17 protein-coding genes are annotated in these 19,302 nt (G+C 50.5%); 7 read left to right on the top strand and 10 right to left on the bottom strand.

The features are described 5' to 3' along the window. Nucleotides 1–4 precede the first annotated feature (4 nt). Nucleotides 5–2,347 (top strand): penicillin-binding protein 1B, encoded by a 2,343-nt coding sequence (gene mrcB / locus BZG77_RS00790; RefSeq protein WP_077645811.1) that lies wholly within the window; start codon nt 5–7, stop codon nt 2,345–2,347. Between the two features lie 84 nt (nt 2,348–2,431). On the opposite strand, the gene BZG77_RS00785 is transcribed toward mrcB, so the two are convergent. From BZG77_RS00785 to BZG77_RS00775, 3 genes are all read right to left on the bottom strand, one after another. Beyond that, on the bottom strand, nt 2,432–3,202 hold the full coding sequence (locus BZG77_RS00785; RefSeq protein ID WP_021024190.1) for an ABC transporter permease: 771 nt from the start codon (nt 3,200–3,202) through the stop codon (nt 2,432–2,434). Continuing rightward, complete coding sequence (locus tag BZG77_RS00780; protein ID WP_077645810.1) at nt 3,199–4,122, bottom strand: ABC transporter ATP-binding protein; 924 nt, start codon at nt 4,120–4,122, stop codon at nt 3,199–3,201. Before BZG77_RS00780 ends, BZG77_RS00785 begins: the two co-directional genes overlap by 4 nt. Before the next feature lie 205 nt (nt 4,123–4,327). Beyond that, on the bottom strand, nt 4,328–5,986 hold the full coding sequence (locus tag BZG77_RS00775; protein WP_077645809.1) for a SulP family inorganic anion transporter: 1,659 nt from the start codon (nt 5,984–5,986) through the stop codon (nt 4,328–4,330). A gap of 211 nt (nt 5,987–6,197) precedes the next feature. Between BZG77_RS00775 and can the strand changes: the two genes are divergently transcribed. From can to secF, 4 genes are all read left to right on the top strand, one after another. Continuing rightward, nucleotides 6,198–6,872 carry a carbonate dehydratase gene (gene can, locus BZG77_RS00770; RefSeq protein WP_077459835.1) on the top strand — a complete coding sequence of 225 codons (675 nt, stop codon included), beginning with the start codon at nt 6,198–6,200 and terminating at the stop codon, nt 6,870–6,872. A 57-nt stretch (nt 6,873–6,929) separates the two neighbouring features. Then, on the top strand, nt 6,930–7,337 hold the full coding sequence (locus BZG77_RS00765) for a hypothetical protein (RefSeq protein WP_131826128.1): 408 nt from the start codon (nt 6,930–6,932) through the stop codon (nt 7,335–7,337). 107 nt (nt 7,338–7,444) lie between these two features. Beyond that, nucleotides 7,445–9,223: a protein translocase subunit SecD gene (gene secD / locus BZG77_RS00760; protein WP_108743916.1), complete on the top strand. Its 1,779-nt coding sequence runs from the start codon at nt 7,445–7,447 to the stop codon at nt 9,221–9,223. A gap of 12 nt (nt 9,224–9,235) precedes the next feature. After that, nucleotides 9,236–10,126, top strand: coding sequence for a protein translocase subunit SecF (gene secF / locus BZG77_RS00755; RefSeq protein ID WP_158011399.1), 891 nt, complete (start codon nt 9,236–9,238; stop codon nt 10,124–10,126). 129 nt (nt 10,127–10,255) lie between these two features. Here secF and hpt read toward each other — a convergent pair whose 3' ends face one another. Then, nucleotides 10,256–10,786 (bottom strand): hypoxanthine phosphoribosyltransferase, encoded by a 531-nt coding sequence (gene hpt / locus BZG77_RS00750; protein WP_021024183.1) that lies wholly within the window; start codon nt 10,784–10,786, stop codon nt 10,256–10,258. Between the two features lie 347 nt (nt 10,787–11,133). Here hpt and BZG77_RS00745 point away from each other — a divergent pair, with 347 nt between their 5' ends. Next, complete coding sequence (locus BZG77_RS00745) at nt 11,134–11,739, top strand: TetR/AcrR family transcriptional regulator (protein ID WP_077645805.1); 606 nt, start codon at nt 11,134–11,136, stop codon at nt 11,737–11,739. A gap of 61 nt (nt 11,740–11,800) precedes the next feature. Here the strand turns inward: BZG77_RS00745 and BZG77_RS00740 are convergent, their stop codons facing one another. The 6 genes from BZG77_RS00740 to BZG77_RS00715 form a co-directional block, all read right to left on the bottom strand. After that, entirely contained in the window at nt 11,801–12,847 is a 1,047-nt protein-coding gene (locus tag BZG77_RS00740) for an ABC transporter ATP-binding protein (protein ID WP_077645804.1), read from the bottom strand. Next, nucleotides 12,844–14,475, bottom strand: coding sequence for an ABC transporter permease (locus BZG77_RS00735; RefSeq protein WP_077645803.1), 1,632 nt, complete (start codon nt 14,473–14,475; stop codon nt 12,844–12,846). The genes BZG77_RS00740 and BZG77_RS00735 overlap by 4 nt, the downstream gene beginning before the upstream one ends. Nucleotides 14,476–14,538: 63 nt before the next feature. Then, nucleotides 14,539–15,555 carry a Fe(3+) ABC transporter substrate-binding protein gene (locus tag BZG77_RS00730; protein WP_077645802.1) on the bottom strand — a complete coding sequence of 339 codons (1,017 nt, stop codon included), beginning with the start codon at nt 15,553–15,555 and terminating at the stop codon, nt 14,539–14,541. 162 nt (nt 15,556–15,717) lie between these two features. Beyond that, nucleotides 15,718–16,947, bottom strand: a complete 1,230-nt coding sequence (locus BZG77_RS00725; RefSeq protein ID WP_077645801.1) for an ammonium transporter — start codon at nt 16,945–16,947, stop codon at nt 15,718–15,720. Between the two features lie 17 nt (nt 16,948–16,964). Further along, nucleotides 16,965–17,303 carry a P-II family nitrogen regulator gene (locus tag BZG77_RS00720; RefSeq protein WP_021024177.1) on the bottom strand — a complete coding sequence of 113 codons (339 nt, stop codon included), beginning with the start codon at nt 17,301–17,303 and terminating at the stop codon, nt 16,965–16,967. Nucleotides 17,304–17,543: 240 nt separating this feature from the next. Next, a complete protein-coding gene (locus BZG77_RS00715; RefSeq protein WP_158011398.1) occupies nt 17,544–17,927 on the bottom strand; it encodes a YacL family protein in 384 nt (127 codons plus the stop codon). Between the two features lie 142 nt (nt 17,928–18,069). Here BZG77_RS00715 and BZG77_RS00710 point away from each other — a divergent pair, with 142 nt between their 5' ends. After that, nucleotides 18,070–19,206 (top strand): glycerate kinase, encoded by a 1,137-nt coding sequence (locus BZG77_RS00710; RefSeq protein ID WP_077645799.1) that lies wholly within the window; start codon nt 18,070–18,072, stop codon nt 19,204–19,206. The last annotated feature ends 96 nt before the right edge of the window (nt 19,207–19,302 follow it).

The raw sequence follows: 19,302 nt of genomic DNA, 5'->3' as shown, positions 1-19,302 counted from the left end.
TTGTATGGCCGATAAAAAAACACGTTCACACGCGAGCAATAAAAAACGTTCATCACCGAAGCGTCAGCCGAACAAAGCCGCCGCTAAACCGAGCTGGAGCAAACGCTTGTTAAGCTTCGGATTGAAGTGCAGCTTGGTGGGGATCGCTGCCGTTGTCATGCTCGGTATTTATCTGGATGGTAAGATACAAGACCGTTTTAGTAGCGGCCAAATTTGGCAGCTTCCGGGCGTGGTATATGGCCGAGTGATTAACCTCTCACCAGGTAGCGATGTATCACTCCTTCAACTGCGTCAGCAATTGGATGCGCTGAATTACCAAAAAGTACGCACGCCGAAGCGCCCTGGTGAATATTCGGCCTCACAAACACGGCTTGAAATCATTCGTCGTCCGTTTGATTTTGAAGATGGCCCGGCGCCCGCACGACATGCGATGCTGAGCTTTGGCGATAATCAAGTCAACCAGATTACTGACGTTAACGCCAACCAATCGCTAGGGCTTTTACGCATCGAGCCGAAATTACTGGGCATGATGGAGTCTGGCATCAATGAGCAACGCCTATTTTTACCCCGAGAGCGTTTCCCAGAGTTTTTAGTCGAGGCGTTACTCACCACAGAAGATCGAGATTTTTATCACCATGAAGGCGTTTCACCCTCGGGGATCTTACGCGCACTCGTGGCTAACATTCGCGCCGGTCGTACCGTACAAGGCGGCTCTACCTTAACGCAACAGCTGGCTAAAAACCTCTTTCTCACCCGCGATCGCACCTTGTGGCGAAAAGCGCAAGAAGCCTACATGGCATTGATCCTCGATTTTCGCTACAGCAAGGATAAACTGTTAGAAGCCTACTTTAACGAAGTCTATCTGGGACAAAATCGTGGCGAACCCGTACATGGTTTTCCGTTAGGCGCGCGACTCTATTTTGGACGTCCGATTAGCGAGTTACGGGTAGACCAACTGGCGCTGCTCGTGGGGATGGTAAAAGGGCCTTCCTACTACAACCCGTTCCGCCACCCTGAACGCGCGAAAAGTCGTCGCGATCTGGTGCTACGACTGATGCTAGAGCAAAATCGACTGTCAAGCGCCGATTACCAAGCGGCAGCCAGCCGTCCGCTTGATATTCAAAAAACGCCTACTCTATCGCGTCCTCAACCGGCTTACTTTGATCAACTCAAAGAAGAAATCCGTCATAAAGTCGGTGATAAATATGCCGCTGGCGCTGGGTTACGTATTTTCACCACCCTTGATCCTGTGTCACAGCAAGCGATTGAGCGTGCGGTGACCGAAAAGGTGAAGGCGCTTAAACATCGCGCAGGAAATCAACTAGAAGCCGCCGCCGTGATCGCAGACAGACGAAGTGGCGAGGTCCGTGCCATGGTGGGTGGCGCTCGCCCGGGCTTTGCAGGCTTTAACCGTGCCTTAAATGCGAAACGCGCTATCGGTTCACTCGCCAAACCTGCGGTTTATTTGACTGCATTAAATCAGCCTGAACGCTTTCAGCTCACCAGTAATATTGACGATAAGCCCATTCGTTTAGAAGGCAGTCAAGGGAGCAGTTGGCAACCTCGCAACTATGATCGCCAATACCGCGGCACCGTGTCGTTACTGACCGCCTTGGCAAAATCCTATAACGTGCCAACGGTCAACCTCGGCATGCAACTGGGGTTAGAAAATGTGGTTAACACCTTTGGTCAATTGGGGGCAAAAACTGACACCATTCCACGCGTTCCCTCTCTGCTTCTGGGGGCATTTAGCATGAGCCCATTTGAGGTCACTCAAGTCTACCAAACACTGGGCAATGCAGGGCAAAGGGCCCCATTAACGGCTCTGAGGGCCGTTACTACCAAAGAAGGTCAAGGTTTGTATCAAAACTGGCCCAAAGCGGAACGTGTTGTGGCTGAGCAAGCCGGTTGGCTGACCTTGTATGCGATGAAGCAAGTGGTGAAACAGGGAACAGGGCGTTTCTTGCAGCAACGTCATCGCCATGCAGCACTCGCAGGCAAAACGGGGACAACAGATGATAACCGTGATAGCTGGTTCGTCGGTATCGACGACAAAGAAGTCACCACGGTGTGGTTGGGCCGCGATGATAATCAATCGACAGGGCTCACCGGGGCCTCTGGTGCTTTACGTGTTTATGATGATTATTTAAATCGTCGAGGCGCGACACCCTTGGCACTCCCTTGGCCTGCCGACATCACCACCGTGGCGGTCAGCCAACAAGGTAGCCAATACGCGCTAAATTGTCGTGGTGAGACGTCGCTCCCCATATGGGACATAAACGGCCAGTTTGCCAAGCGATGTCGCCAGCCGGATCCCGTCGGTTGGCTTAAAGGTTTATTTAATTGACACCTTGTCCACTCGATACGCGTTTGTATACCAAACAGCGAGCAAAAAAACGCCCCAGCCATACTGACTGGGGCGGTGTGGTATTTAGCTACGCAAGCCGGTGCCTTTAGAAATCAAGCGCCAAGCCAGCGCGTATAAGCCGATAATAAACAGTAACAGCACCCCAAATGATGTCATGATCCCCACATCGGATACCCCTAAAAAGCCATAGCGAAACGCGTTAACCATATACACGATAGGGTTCAGCTTAGACACCCCTTGCCAAAACTCAGGCAACAGCGACAGCGAATAAAACACGCCACCGAGATACGTTAGCGGGGTCAGTATAAAGGTCGGGATCAGGCTGATATCGTCAAACGTTTTGGCAAAGATGGCGTTAATCAGGCCACCTAACGCAAACACGGCAGAGGTCAGCGTCACCGTGGTGACCACGATAAATGGATGCGCGATTTGCAAATCCACAAAGAACAAGGACGTCATCGTCACTAAAGCCCCCACTGCTAAACCACGGCACATGCCTCCGCCAATATAACCGGCAATAATCACATAGTTAGGGATGGGCGCGACTAACAGCTCCTCGATATTATGCTGAAACTTGGCACTAAAAAAAGAAGACGCCACATTGGAGTAGGAGTTAGTGATCACTGACATCATGATTAAGCCAGGAACGATATACTCCATGTAACTGAAACCTTCCATCTGACCGATACGCGACCCAATCAAATTACCGAAAATGACAAAGTACAAGCTCATGGTAATCGCGGGCGGGACCAAGGTTTGCACCCAGATCCGAGTAAAACGCGCCACTTCTTTGTGAATGAGGGTACGAAATGCAATCCAATACAAGGCATTCATGCGTGCTCCTCCCCATTTTTCTGAATTAAGGTGACAAACAACTCTTCTAAACGGTTGGCCTTATTACGCATGGATAATACTTGCACTCCCTGTTGTGACAACTGCTCAAAGACCGGGGTTAATCCCATTGACTTGCTGACTTCCACCTCCAAGGTATTGGTGTCAGTGGTCTGCCAGTTCACGCCCTCAAGCGCATTGAGCTGATGCCCAGGTTGGAGGTCGAGAATAAAGGTCTCAGCATCTAACTTCGATAACAACGCCTTCATCGAGGTATCTTCGACCAGCTGCCCCCGATTGATAATGCCAATATTACGGCACAGGGTTTCGGCTTCTTCCAGATAATGGGTGGTGAGAATAATGGTGATCCCTTGACGATTAATCTGGCTTAAAAAGTCCCACATAGAACGGCGCAGCTCAATATCGACGCCTGCGGTTGGCTCGTCCAGAATCAGCAAACGCGGCTCGTGCATCAAGGCACGGGCTATCATCAACCGCCGTTTCATTCCACCCGATAAATTACGCGCGGGCTCATGGCGCTTGTCCCACAAATCCAGTTGTGAGAGATATTTCTTCGCACGCGCTTTGGCTTGCGCTCGCGGCACCCCATAGTAGCCAGCTTGGTTCACCACAATTTGCTGCACTTTCTCAAACTGATTAAAGTTGAACTCTTGTGGCACCAGACCAATTTGCTTTTTCGCCTCCACCTTTTGGGTGTCCAAGTCATAGCCAAAAATACTGACCTGCCCTTGGGTTTTATTGACCAGCGAACTCAGTATGCCAATAGTCGTGGATTTCCCCGCGCCATTTGGCCCTAGCAGCGCATAAAAATCGCCCTCCTCGACCGAGAGCGATACGCCTTTCAATGCCTTCACATTGGACCCGTACGTTTTGACGAGATCCTTGATTTCAATTGCTTTCATAAGCTCCCGTTAAGATAAAATCAGCATCATGCTGTCTGACGCATCAATGTTGCTATGGTAACCGGTATTGGTCTGAGAAACACCGCCACAAAAAAAGGGTTAATCGCACCGAGGGCGGCGATTAACCACGATCCATGCTATCGCGACTTTGCCTTTTGGAAATAAATGCGCGTTGAGAATAAATACGCTTTGGCAGTCAATACGCTTACGCAGGCATGACTTCGACTAATCGATTGGCCGCTTCGAGTGCAGGCTTGCGCGAAGTGAAGATGTGCGCGTCACGTACCCAATCACCAATATGCAGGCGCTGCAGTTGCTCTCGCGTTTCATCATGCGGGCAAAGTAAAAATACCGTGCAATTCGCTTCACGCGCATCTTTGATTGCGTTTTCCAATGCCAGCCCTACCGTCATGTCCAGCATAGGCACATCACTTAAGTCGAGGATCATCACCCGAAACTCACTGATATGAGCGTGCTGACGGGCAATGGCCTTTGAGACACTGAAGATCATCGGGCCAGACAAGTAGAAAAAGAGTACGTGGCCATTGCTGGCATCTAGAAGCGCACGCTCTTCATCATTTAACGGCACCTCATCGTCTTCCGCATCACTGATGGCCCGTACCTGTTTTGCCTGCTCGCGACTTAATCGCTCGATCACCAGTAAGTTAGCAATAAAGACACCCAGGCCCACCGCGACAATCAGATCAACAAATACAGTCAACGCCATCACACCGTACATGATACCGGTTTGCTGCAAGCTGATTTTGTGCGCGCGATGTAGAAAGCTCCAATCGAGAATATTAAAACCGACATAAAGCGCAATACCGGCAAGCACAGCCATTGGGATCGGCGCCGTTAATGCCCCCGCCACTAACACGACTGCGGCTAAAATAGCGGCACGGAATATCCCCGATAACGGTGAACGCGCCCCGACTTGTACATTGACCACAGTGCCCATGGTAGCACCGGCCCCCGGCAGTGCGCCAAACAGGCCTGCAATCATATTGGCGACGCCCTGGCCGCGCAATTCACGGTCGGAATTATGTTCTTGGCGAGTCAGCGAGTCGGCAATCACTGCGGTCAGTAAGGTGTCTATGCATCCTAACGTCCCCAGCACCAGGGCATCAATGACCATGGTGGTCAAATGCTCGGCGGTGATATGAGGCACTACTAGCGAGGGTAAACCGGTCGGGATCTCACCAATACGGCGGATGCTCTCGACATCAAAAAGCAGTACCGACACCAAGGTAATACTGACTAAGGCGACAAGTTGAGCCGGGATAAAACGACGATATTTGGCAGGAAAGTAAAACAAAATACCCAAGGTGAGCACACCAAGAAAAACTTCTTTAATATCGGCATTGATCACTAAATCCGGTATCGCTGTCAGGGTGCCTAAGACGCCGCCGGACGGTGTTGCTTGCCCTAATAATGGTGCGAGTTGGAGCAAAATCAAGATCACGCCAATCCCCGACATAAAACCGGACACCACGCTATACGGCATCAAGGTTACGTATTTTCCCAGCCGCAAACTGCCAATCAGCACTTGAAACGCGCCCGCCATCATCACCACAGTAAAGCCCATGGCAAGGCCACCTTCGGGGTAACGCGACATCATGGCGGTGAGTACCGCGGTCATAATGACTGTCATCGGCCCCGTAGGCTCTGATATCAGCGTCGAAGATCCACCAAATAGCGACGCGACCAGCCCCACCAAAATCGCTCCCCATAACCCAGCCTCAGCGCCAGCACCGGAGGCAACACCAAAGGCGAGCGCCAATGGTAATGAGATAATCGCGGTGGTCACCCCGCCGAATAAATCCCCCTTTAATGACAACTGCGCAAATCGTCCTTTATCAAACACGCACTACCTCGACTGCCGTTAAGATTATGATAGAGCGAACAGTATACGAATTTTCTCGTATTAACCTATCCGAGCAGTGGTTGAAAGCGTCACAGCGTGATCCGCTGGACGCGACCGATGTAAAAAATATGAATATTGATCTCAGTATATTTCACACCTCAAGAGTGCGGTATAGTGACGATTGATAACTTTGCCAACAGACTGAGTGAGCATGGCCCAGATAAAAGCGTTATTTGCCAACAATAAAGCCTGGTCAAAAGACATTCGTGATACGGATCCCCAGTTTTTTGCCGACCTAGCGAAAGAGCAGCACCCGGAATATTTGTGGATTGGTTGTGCCGATAGCCGTGTGCCTGCTGAGCGACTAACAGGATTAGACTCTGGCGAGCTGTTTGTGCATCGCAATGTCGCCAACCAAGTGATCCACACGGATTTAAACTGCTTGTCGGTCGTGCAATATGCCGTTGATGTGCTACAAATCAAGCATATTATTGTCTGTGGTCATTACGGATGTGGCGGGGTGCATGCCGCGATTGAAAATCCCGAACTGGGTCTTATCAATAATTGGCTATTACATATTCGCGACCTTTACCTTAAGCATAAAAGCTACCTGAGCCAATTGCCGCCCCAAGCGCGTGGTAATCGTTTATGTGAAATCAATGTCGCTGAGCAGGTTTATCATTTAGGCAACTCCACCATTTTACGCGCTGCCTGGGAACGAGGCCAAGATGTCAATATCCATGGCTGGTTTTACGACACCACGGACGGGATCTTACGCGATCTCGGTATGACAGCGAACAGCCGTGAATCGTTAGAGATACACTATCAAGCGGCGATGAGCCATTTGGTCCCCGGCGCGGCCACACATCCTCTCTATGAAAATTGACACAATGCTGACGCTATAATGCTTGTGCGCGGTGGTGAATAGTTGTACAACACGACCATGACTCCGATCACACCTTCATCCCGCGCTACGCATCGCTCTCGGCTACTCTTGTGGCTGATGGCGAGCCTGATGCTGTTTGCGGTGATCGCTAATGCCGTGGCGAAATCTCATGTTTCACCGTGGCAGCCAAATCAGCAAATTCATACGCTGCAACACACACCGGCCCTACTGTCGACCGCAAGAGCCAGCGTTGCATTGCCAGCCCCTTTATTGGATGACGATCCCCAACCGCCAAATTTAGCCGCCCTTTTTCCTCCCACGCACGTTAGTCTTGCTTGGCACCTCATCGCCTTTTTGTGCGTGCTTGGGGTGTATCTCCCCCGCCAATATCTTGCATTTTCGCTCCCCCGCCTCGGAGGCTGGCGAGAGCACAATCTGCAATATCGCTTTATTCATTCGCGTTAATCGTTCGCTTTCCTGAAGGCCTGTGCGCCTTAATCCCCCCAGTAGCGACATCGAGTTCACACTCGATGTGAGGTTTGCTGTGCACGATGCACAGCCAAGGAGAAAAAATGAATAAAGCAACTCCCGTTAATCGGTATGCATTCTGGCACTATGCTGTATTGGTGCTGATGCTAGTCGTACTCACCATGCAGGCATTACCGAGCTTTTTTGGCGATCATCCTGTAGTGCGCGTGTCTCATCACTCTCACCACGCGCTACAAGGCTGGCTAAACGCCCATCCAGAGGCCGTCAGTGAAGTACGTTATGACTCGCAAGGGAATGTCACCTTAATCACGCCCGATATTAGCCAGCAACAGAACGTACAACAGCAATTAAAAGGCGCCCTAGGTGCCGATGCGGAGATCACTCTCGATTATTTATCCGCAGCGCCCGCGTGGCTATCACGCCTAGGCGCCGAGCCGGTTAAGCTAGGGCTAGATCTGCGCGGTGGCGTCCAATTATTACTGTGGGTCGACACCGACCAAGCACTGACCCATCAAGCAGACGCCTTGCTCCAAAGCCTCAACCTTTGGTTAGACAGTCAACGCTTGCCGCCGACCGCGAGCCTCAACCAGCAGGATAAAACCACGGTGCAATTGCCGATGTTAAATGCCGCTGATCGTACCAAAGTGAGCGGTTGGTTTACTGAGCATTATCCGCAATGGCGCTTTAGCAGTGCCACCCATCGCTGGCAAATGACAGATACCGAGCGTGAGGCCATGCGTCATCAAGCCGTACGTCAGAATATCGATATTCTGCGCAAGCGTATCGACGCGTTAGGCGTGGCCGAAGCCAGTGTGCAACGTCAAGGCAAAGACTATATTCGTATCGAACTACCTGGCGTGCATGATCCTAAGCAAGCCAAAAGCGTGATTGGTGCCACCGCTTCACTCGCATTCTATGCCCTCGATCCTACCAGCCCTAAACCACTATACGATGCGCAGCACAATGCCGTACCGCTCGCGCGCCATGCCATTTTAGGCGGTGAACATATTATTGATGCGCGCACCAGTGTCGATGAAATGCGCCGTCCTCAAGTCGACATTCGCCTGGATAAACAAGGTGGCGAGACCATGCTTGCGTTTACTCGTCGGCACTTGGGCGATCCAATGGCGACCGTTTATCGCGAGTACCAAGCCAATGCGCAGGGCGATCTGGTGGCTCACGAGCGCGTGATCAACGTAGCGACCATCCAAAGTGCGCTCAGTGATCGCTTTCGGATCACGGGGCTATCGAGCCCAGAAGAAGCGCGTAACCTCTCGATGCTATTGCGTGCCGGCGCATTAACCGCCCCCATTAAAATCGTCGAAGAGCGCGCCATTGGTCCCACCTTAGGTGCTGAAAATATTAAAGCAGGCTTTTCCGCACTGGCTGTCGGCATGATCGGCATGGCTATCTTTATGGTGCTTTGGTATCGCCGTTTTGGCTGGGTGGCGATTGTGTCGCTTACTGCCAACCTCATGATGCAAGTCGGCCTTCTCGCGCTACTGCCCGGTGCTGTGCTGACGTTGCCAGGCATCGCAGGCCTTGTACTCACGGTAGGCATGGCGGTCGATACCAATGTGCTTATCTTTGAGCGTATTCGCGATCGCTTGCGAGCGGGCGCAAGCCTAGCCAATGCCATTGATACCGGCTATCGCGCGGCGTTTAGCACGATTTTTGACGCCAATATCACCACCTTGATTTCTGCGGCCTGTTTGTACGCCGTCGGCTCTGGCCCCTTACAAGGGTTTGCCACCACTCTGATTCTGGGACTGTGCGCCAGCATGATAACCGGCATTGTTGGCACCCGAGCCATCATCAATCCGATTTGGGGGCGTGATCGCCGCCGCGCGGTGACCATTTAAGGAATGAATACCATGAACTTAACCCAAGCCCGCTATACCAGCTTCGCTCTCTCCGCGCTGCTAATGACCATGAGCATCTGGGCGATTACGTATTATGGCCTGAACCTAGGCATCGACTTTACCGGCGGTATCGTGATTGACTTCGCGCTACCAAGCTTGGCTGGCAGTGATACGCTGATCCCAGCCCTGCACAGTCAGTTTGGCGATCTGGCCACGCTCAAGGCAAGTACCACACAGGGACAGTGGCAGTTAGTGTTGCCCCACTCCTCTCAATGGCAAGATCCTCAACAGGTGATGGTACAAATCAGTACTGCGCTGTCGATGCCAGTGAGTTTGATTCAAGCGGACGTGGTCGGCCCTCAGGTCGGTCAGGTCATGTTTGAGCAAGGTGGCTTAGCCCTACTGGTTGCCTCGTTGGCGATCATGCTTTATTTGGCGATTCGCTTTGAGTGGCGACTCGCCCTAGCAGCCATAGGCGCGCTTATACACGATGTCACCCTCACCTTGGGGCTACTCGCCATTCTCGCCGTGCCCATGGATCTCAATGTAATTGCCGGGTTGCTAGCTGTAATCGGTTACTCGCTCAATGACTCGATTGTGATCGGCGACCGGCTGCGCGATGTCCTAAGGGCCAAACCGAACCAATGTGTTTATATCAGCACCAATATTGCGGTCTGCGAGACCTTCTCGCGTACCTTGATCACTGCCGGGACGACGCTGTTTACCATCGGATGCTTGTTGATACTGGGTGGCGATGCACTGTATGGCTTTGCCCTAACGCTGTTTGTGGGGGTGCTCACTGGAACTTGGTCATCGGTCGCCGTCGCATCTTGCCTACAAGAAATACTGGGGCTATCGGCTTCACATTATCAGCGTGCGCCAGAGCATGAGGGGACGTGCTAACCCACCGAACCCGCTATGTTTCCTACAAAAGTCGCTACAAAAAAAACCGAGCAAGCGCTCGGTTTTTTCATTTCTCGTAATAACTACCGGTCACTCTGTGATGACAAGCGTTACGCGTCGCTGCGGAGATTAATCCAACGGGATCACTTTACCGATATACGGCAAATGGCGATATTTTTGAGCATAATCAATCCCAACCCCGACAACAAATTCATCCGGGATAGTAAAGCCAAGCCAATCGACTGTCACATTCACTTCGCGGCGCTCGGGTTTATCGAGCAGGGTACAAATACGTACCGAGTTTGGCTCACGCAGCGATAAGATTTCGCAGACTTTACTGAGCGTGTTGCCGGTATCAATGATATCTTCAACCAAAAGAATGTCTTTTCCTTTGATGTCGTCATCCAAATCTTTAAGAATGCGCACGTCACGCGTGCTTTCCATGCTATTGCCATAGCTTGATGCGGTCATAAAGTCGACCGAATGTGGCAAGTCAATCGCGCGACATAAATCCGCCATAAAGACGAACGAGCCACGCAGCAACCCGACCAAAACAAGGTCGTTTGAGTCTTTATAATGCTCATTGATCTCGGCGCCCAGGGCTTTTACTCGCGCCTGTACGTCCTGTTCTGAAATCATCACTTCAACGGTGTGTTTCATATCTGCCCCGATGGTTTGTCCCCACGATCGCGGGGGTCACTAACAAAGGTGGCATAGTCTAGCACTAAATCGATTGCGGATCCCAGTCACGCCGGTTGTCAGCTATTTGCACCCGCAAACTAGTTAACTATCACACTGATTGATAAGAAAAAATAATCCATGACTGTCTTTTTAATAATGAATGACTTTTTTTGCAGACAAAATTACCGTTTTACGGCCTAGATCAGCTTTACGCCCGTTGTCAGACGATAAATAGCTGGTATAAACTCAATATCGCTAATAAGAAAATTGTTAGCACAAACAATAATTAATTTGTACAAACCAAAAATAAGTTGGCAGGTTTTAGGATGGCTCAATCAAATGAAAGAACAAGGACGCGACTGTCGCCGGAAAGGCGTAAAGAGCAGTTATTAACTTGTGGTTTAGATGTCTTTGCGAAACGCGGTATTGGCCGCGCTGGGCACGCGGATATCGCAGACATGGCGGACGTTTCCGTCGCGACCGTCTTTAACTACTTTCCTACGCGCGAAGATCTTGTGGAAGAAATCCTTGCACAAACCGAAAAGCACTTTATTGCGTTGATTAATGAGTGTACCGAGCAAGATCAATCGATGCGCGGCGCATTAAACTGTATCACATCACAGATAATTGATACCGCACTCGCCGATAAAGCGTGGATGAAAGTCTGGTTTGAATGGAGTACGTCGATTCGCGAGGATATTTGGCCACGTTTTGTCAAAGGCAGTCGAGATGCGGTTGATCAGTTCGAGAACGTATTTAAACGTGGCATCGAAAAAGGCGAAATGACAGATAGCCATCAACCCAGAGAGCTCGCCAGCATGCTAGCAGGGGTCTGTTATGTGCTATTTTTACAAGCCCACCAACAGCCCGATAAAGCGGCGCTTAATGCCATGGCCCAGCATTACATTGATGTATTATGCCAGCATGGCTAAACGCCATGGCACGATAGAAAGCCAACGTCACGTTGGCTTTTTAATGCGTCATCCATGCGCGTTAGGGATCGATAAAGCTCGGTCCATCATTGAACAAAACGGGCTCATGAGAACGAATATTTAAACGCACTTTTTCTCCGACCGACAGCGGCTCTCGAGCGTGAACTGACAACTTCTGCCCATGAATATCAATGGTGTAGCGGCTGCTATCTCCCATAAACTGTTGTGACAAGACCTGTCCCTCGCCCTGCTCGTCTGCCCGAATACTTAAAAATTGTGGCCGGAGTAACCACCAATGCGGGCCGGGATGACAATGTACAGGACGCGGCCAAGGGCCAAGTGGTGTCTGCATTTGCTCTTGCTCAGACACGGTTACAGGAACATAAGACCCTTGACCAAGAAAGTCTGCCACAAAGCGGCTTGCAGGCTGATAATAGACCTCTGTGGTATCACCGAACTGTTCAATAAGGCCTTGATTCATTACGGCCAATTTATCGGCAAAGGCAAAGGCTTCTTCGCGACTGTGAGTCACCAAAATCGCTGTCACACCCTGTGATTTAAAAATACGCCGGATCTCTTCAATCAAGTCGTGGCGTACCTGGGTGTCAATGTTAGAAAAAGGCTCGTCCAGTAATAACAGATCGGGTTCATAGGCAAGCGCACGGGCAATCGCTACCCGTTGCTGTTGACCACCGGATAATTGATGCGGATAACGATCTCCAAGGTCAGTTAAATGGACCAATTTAAGCATGTCAGCCACTTTGCTCGCTCGCGCTTGAGCGGCCAACTGTGAAAGTCCAAACCCGATATTCTCTGCAACGGTTAGGTGCGGAAAAAGCGCATAATCTTGAAAGATCATACCGATATTACGCTGCTCAGGTGGCACAGAGTGATGCTCATTATCCATGACTTTACAGCCAATCGATAGCGTCCCTGCCGATAGCGGCATTAAACCTGCCATTGCTTTTAACAAAGTGGTTTTTCCGCAGCCACTGGCACCGAGTAGGCAAACAATCTCTCCAGGTGCCACTCGCAACGATAAATCTTTTAAGACAGGCGTGCCGTTATAGCTGCAGGTCAGGTTTTTAATCGACAAGGCGCACTTCATTGATATTTCTGCTCCAATGACCGGTTAATCAAGATAAGCGGAATTAAGCCAACCACTACCAGTAAAATTGCCGGTAATGCAGCATACTCTAGGTGTTCATCAGAGGTAAAGTTGTACACATAGGTGGCCAGTGTTTCAAAGTTAAATGGGCGCAGTAAAATAGCCGCATTAAGCTCTTTCATCGACTCAATAAACACCAGCAACATCGCAATAAGCGTACCACGACGAATTAAAGGCAGGTGCACGCGGCGAATGACCCCTGTGGTTGTGCAGCCCATGGTTCGCGCCGCCATATCGAGCGAAGGGGGGATTTTGGCCATGCTTGATTCGATACTACCAATGGCAACGGCACTAAAGCGCACTACAAATGCTGCCAGCAAAGCGACCATGGTCCCTGACAGTACCAGTCCTGGCCGGCCCCATCCATAGGCGGTGGCAACATCATTAATGACATGATCACCGCGCGTAAGCACCAGCATTACCCCGATAGCGAGCACGGTGCCGGGTACCGCATAGCCCATAGATGCCAGACGCATTGGCGCAACACTAATACCATCACCACGTAAGCGACGATAGACATTCACCGTCCACGCAATAGCCACCGCGATAACAGCCGCCAACGTCGAGGTATAAAAGCTGTTATAGCTAAACGCGGCGAAATCACTGATGGCATTTTTTTCATAGTAGTGCCATGCGTACATCACCAACTGTAAAAGCGGTAAGATAAAAGCCAATGATAATAGGCTCCAGCACCAGACTACTACGCCTACTTTACGCCAGCCTCGCAAAGGCGTTTTCTCGATTGCGTCACTGCTTGAGCTTGGACTAAATTGGGCTTGTTTACGTCGTCCATAACGCTCGGCACTGATTAAAAGAAAAATCGCCATCAGCATTATCGCGGATATTTTAGCTGCTGCCGTTAAGCTTGAATAACTCAACCAAGTATCATAGACCGCCGTGGTCAGTGTGCTAACGGCAAAATAATTGACCGTACCAAAGTCGCCCAACGCCTCCATCGCCACCAGCGACGCGCCAACGGCAATAGCGGGCCGGGCTAGCGGAAAAGAAATTCGGCGAAAACTCTGAAGTGGCGAGCAACCCAACAGGCGGGCAGAATGAGTCAAGGTCACACTTTGCTCCATAAAAGCAGCGCGTGTTAATAAGTAAATATAAGGGTACAGCACCAGCGCTAAGACAAAGCAAGCCCCCGTTAGCGTACGCATATCGGGGAACCAATAATCGGTCACGCTTTGCCATTCAAAGGCATACCGTAAAGCGCGCTGCAACGGCCCAGCATAATCAAACCAGTCCGTATAGATATAACCGATAATATACCCGGGCATCGCCAGCGGTAGGACCATCGCCCATTGCAATTGTCGGCTGCCAGGGACCTGATACATCGCCAGCATCCACGCTGTCGGGACACCCAGTATCATCGCAATCGCGACCACACCAACCACTAAAAGACTGGTATTTAGGGTATAGGTAGGGAGCACGGTCTGGAACAGGTGAGGAAAAATATCACCTGTATCACCAACCGCGGTGTAAAAGATCGCTAAGCTCGGCAAAACCAGCAACAGGGCTAGGCCCCAGCTGCTGGTTTTTATAATGGGTAATCTATCTCGCATGGCCTACTACATTAAGGCGTCAGAGAAAGACAACAGGGGCGGTCGTCGCCCCTACGCGAGGGTTTATAGGTCGAACTGAACTTCATCCAACAGCTTCACTGATTGGGCATAGTTATCAGCAATCGCCTCTAACGGCATTGGGTCGTGCTTATAATCCCCCCAAGATGCCACTAGCTCAGACTTCTCGATACCCGCTTTCACCGGCTCTTCGAAGTTAACCTCAGCATACATATGCTGCGCTTTGTCTGACGTTAAAAATTCCATAAGTTTAAGCGCGTTTTCTTGGTTCGGTGCGTACTTCGCCATCGCCATACCACTCACATTGACATGTGTCCCATGAGTATTCTGGCCCGGATAATTTAGATAAACCGCTTCCGCCCACGCTGTTTGCTCTTCATCGTTTAGCATCTTACCTAGGTAATAGCTATTCCCTAGCGACACATCACAGAGCCCTTCTTTAATCGCTTTTACTTGCGCGCGATCGTTACCTTGTGGTTTGCGCGCGAGGTTGTCTTTTACACCTTCTAGCCATTCTTTGGCTTTCGCTTCACCATGGTTTTCAATGATAGCGGACACAAGAGAGACATTATAAGGGTGTTTGCCTGAACGGGTACAAATCTTGCCTTTCCATTCGGGTTTTGCCAAGTCAAGATAGTCAAAATCGTCACCTAACTCGCCAACTCGCTCCCGAGAAGAGTATACCGCACGTGCACGCGTTGTCAGCGCTACCCACTTATCTTCACTATCACGAAACTGTTCAGGCACATTGCTATCAATCACATCGCTTTGAACCGCTTGCACCACATCTTGGTTTAACAGCTCTTTAAGGCGTGAAATATCAACCGTAAGAAGGACATCTGCTGGGCTATATTCGCCTTCCTGCTTGACCTTTTCTGCCATGCCTTTTTTAGCAAACTTAACGTTTACCTTGATGCCAGTCTCTTCAGTAAACGCATCAAATATGGGTTCAATCAAAAACGGTTGGCGATACGAGTAGACATTCACTTCTTCAGCCGCGAACGCAGTACTTGTTCCTAGCAGGCTAGCCGTCACAGCCGAGGCAATCAGCAGTTTTTTCATCGTAACAGTCCTTAAATATGATGATAAATGATAACGAATCTTACTTTCGTTAGTATACATAGAATGACTGGATGCTCAATATCAATAGGATCAAAAAAACGAAACCCTACTGTAAAAATGTAAGGTTTCGTTTCAGCGTTTAACGATGTCTTATACGCGTGGCTATTTTACGCTGACAAATTCGGGATACGCATCAATACCGCAATCGTGTAAATCCATACCCGACATCTCTTCTTCTTCGGTCACGCGAATGCCCATGGTTTTCTTCAATATCCACCAAACCACGCAGCTTGCACCGAATACCCAGGCAAAAATAACGGCCGCTCCCAGAAGCTGGGCACCAAAGGTCGCTGCTGTGTTACTTAAAGGCACAACCATGAGGCCAAAGAAACCACACACACCGTGGACGGAAATCGCACCGACAGGATCGTCAATTTTTATCTTGTCGAGACCGATAATACTGAACACGACGATGACCCCAGATACCACACCAATGATCAGTGCCGCCACTGGCGAGGGTGACAGCGGATCGGCGGTAATTGCCACCAAGCCAGCCAACGCGCCATTTAAGACCATGGTCAAATCCGCTTTTCCCCATAGGGTTTTGCATACCAGTAAGGCTGCAATAGCACCGGCCGCCGCCGCCGCGTTCGTGTTGAGGAAGATTTGTCCCACCGCTGTCGCATTCTCAAAATCTGAGACCATCAACTGCGAGCCGCCATTGAAGCCAAACCAGCCGAACCAAAGGATAAATGTCCCCAAAGTCGCTAACGGCAAGTTAGAGCCAGGAATCGGGTTGATTTTACCGTTTTTGCTATACTTGCCTTTACGTGCGCCTAACAAGAGCACACCGGCTAATGCCGCGGAAGCACCGGCCATGTGAACAATTCCTGAGCCGGCAAAGTCATTGAAACCGGCCTCAGATAGGAAGCCGCCGCCCCAGGTCCAATATCCTTCAACTGGATAGATCACCGCCGTCAAGATGACAGAGAAAACCAGGAACGCCCACAGCTTCATTCGTTCCGCGACGGCACCAGACACCACTGACATAGCGGTAGCAACAAACACAACTTGGAAGAAGAAGTCTGATTCCAATGAATGATCAGCCTCGGCGCCCTGTGTGCCAATCAAGGTGCCAAATGAAGGCATAAAACCCCCACCCGCATTGTCGACATACATGATGTTGTAACCGACCAGTAAATACATGGTGCACGCAATGGCATATAAGCAGATATTTTTGGTCAGGATCTCCGTGGTATTTTTAGATCGCACCAAGCCGGCTTCTAACATCGCAAAGCCCGCGGCCATCCACATCACCAACGCGCCGGATAAAAGAAAGAAAAAGGTGTCGAGCGCGTAGCGCAATTCTGTCACTGTATTAACCAGTTCCATTGTCTATACTCCCTGTATCAAATTGCTTCCAAATCCATTTCACCGGTACGAATACGCACCGCCTGCTGAAGATCGAAGACAAAGATTTTGCCATCGCCGATTTTTCCGGTCTGTGCAGCATTAGAAATCGCGTCAACGACAGAATCCACATTCTCGCTCTGTACCGCGATTTCAAGTTTCACTTTGGGTAAAAAATCGACTTGGTATTCGGCGCCACGATATAATTCTGTGTGCCCTTTTTGGCGGCCAAAGCCTTTGACTTCCGAGACCGTCATGCCATCAATACCGGCATCCGCCAATGCTTCACGAACGTCATCAAGCTTAAATGGCTTGATAATGGCGCTAATCAGTTTCATATCCTTCTCCTGAGTCCTTGTGTTTGCTTCTCACTGTAGGTATCAAGAGGCGTGCCAATATTTGATGGCTTTAAAATCATGTATTTAGAAAACAAGGAGGGGATAATTCGAGGAGTTTGCACTATAAAAGTGCGAGGTATTCACCAAGACAGCGCATCGGCAATGTGTTATCGCTCAACTGCACCATCAGCGATCATCGCAAAAACGCGGGCCGATTCCTCGCTCCGCGTTTATCTCGAGTTATCGTCGACCATAACGGATAATAAAGTCGCGATAGGCCGATAACATTTCCACAAAGTCATCATAGCCACACGCGGCACAGCTTTCTTGATCATAAAACGTCAATGCCTGCGCACTGAGGGTTGCTTGCGCCTCATCCGATGGTGTTTGTAGCATGGCATTCGCCATCACCACCACTTCATCTTTATTGGCTGTTAAGGTAAAAGTATGCCCGCACCATTGCTGTTCGTTTTCCAGCTGAGCGAGGGCTTCGACATATTGCTCAACGTGGCTAAGCTCAGTGCCTACTTCATCGAACAACCAGCGACCAATCGCTTCATGGCCCATCGAGAACACAATGCGATAACTGTCATCAAAACTATTGCGAGAAAATTCGTAATCCACATCCACCTCCAATCTTCGCGCGGCATTGTCCGGCTTTTGCCACGAATTGCCAAGCACAAGCTGTTATCAAGGTAGCACTTCGCTCATACTGTTTACTTCAGTTCGACTTAATGGACGACCGTCATATCGCCAAGGACAAGCCATGCATATTGTGATCGCACCGGACTCATTCAAAGAAAGCCTCAGCGCCCCACAAGTCGCTAACGCTATTCAAACAGGCATGGCAGCCGCACTGCCTAATGCCACGTTTTCACTGTTGCCAATGGCAGATGGTGGTGAGGGATTTGCACAAAGTATGCTCGAACGACTCGGTGGAGAACGTTTTCACTGTGACGTCACGGGGCCAGATTTTCGCCCGGTGACGGCCAGTTTTGTGATTAATCGTGAGCAACGACTGGCCGTGTTGGATGTCGCCAGTGCCTCAGGTTTACCATTAATGCCAAGTACCGCAAGAAATCCGCTCCATACTACCAGCTTAGGTACCGGTGAGCTGATCCGTGCAGCGCTTGCTCATGACATCGATGAAATCATTATTGGTTTAGGTGGCAGTGCCACCAATGACGCGGGCGCCGGGATCCTGACCGCCTTAGGCGCGCGCCTGCTTGACGGTGCAGGCAAACCAATTATTCCGACTGGACACGGATTAGGTGCATTGATGACACTGGATCTCAGCACGCTCGATTCACGCCTGCGTGCTGTCACACTCACCGCGGCCTGTGATGTCGATAACCCGCTATGTGGACCCGAAGGCGCTGCTACCGTATTTGGTCCGCAAAAAGGCGCCACGGTCAGCCACATTCGCAGTTTAGAGCAACACCTTCACCGTTTTGCCCGTATTTGTCACTATCAACTTGGCCATGCCATTGCGCACTTTCCAGGCGCAGGCGCAGCAGGCGGAATCGGTGCCGCTTTAGGCGGTTTACTCAATGCCCAGCTCGTACCCGGGGTGGAGTTGCTACTAACACGGACCCACGCGTATTCGACCCTGGCACAAGCAGATTGGATTATTACCGGTGAGGGACGGGTCGATGGTCAAACTCAGCACGGAAAAGTCCCCATGGCGCTCGCCCGGATTGGCCAATCACATCACATTCCCGTGGTGGTGATCGCCGGCAGTGTCGGTGACAACTGTGATACGCTTTATCAAAACGGCGTCAAAGCGATTTTCCCCATTCAGCCAGGGCCCTGCTCATTGTCTGAGGCGCTGGTCAACACGGCAAGCAACGTCACGCGCACGGCTGAGAATATTGCGCGATTAATGGATAACCCGATTAATTAATCAACCATAACACGAAGCCAGTTGGCGCTCTCTCACTCGGTCACGCACACGAAAAAAAGCGCCTCCCATAAAGATGGAAGGCGCTTTTCTTGGCGC

Origin of the sequence: Salinivibrio sp. IB643, assembly GCF_001996105.1 — a bacterium.
Lineage (GTDB): Bacteria > Pseudomonadota > Gammaproteobacteria > Enterobacterales > Vibrionaceae > Salinivibrio > Salinivibrio costicola.
The sequence above is the reverse complement of the archived record's forward strand: the minus strand, read 5'-3'. Positions and strand labels throughout refer to the sequence as shown.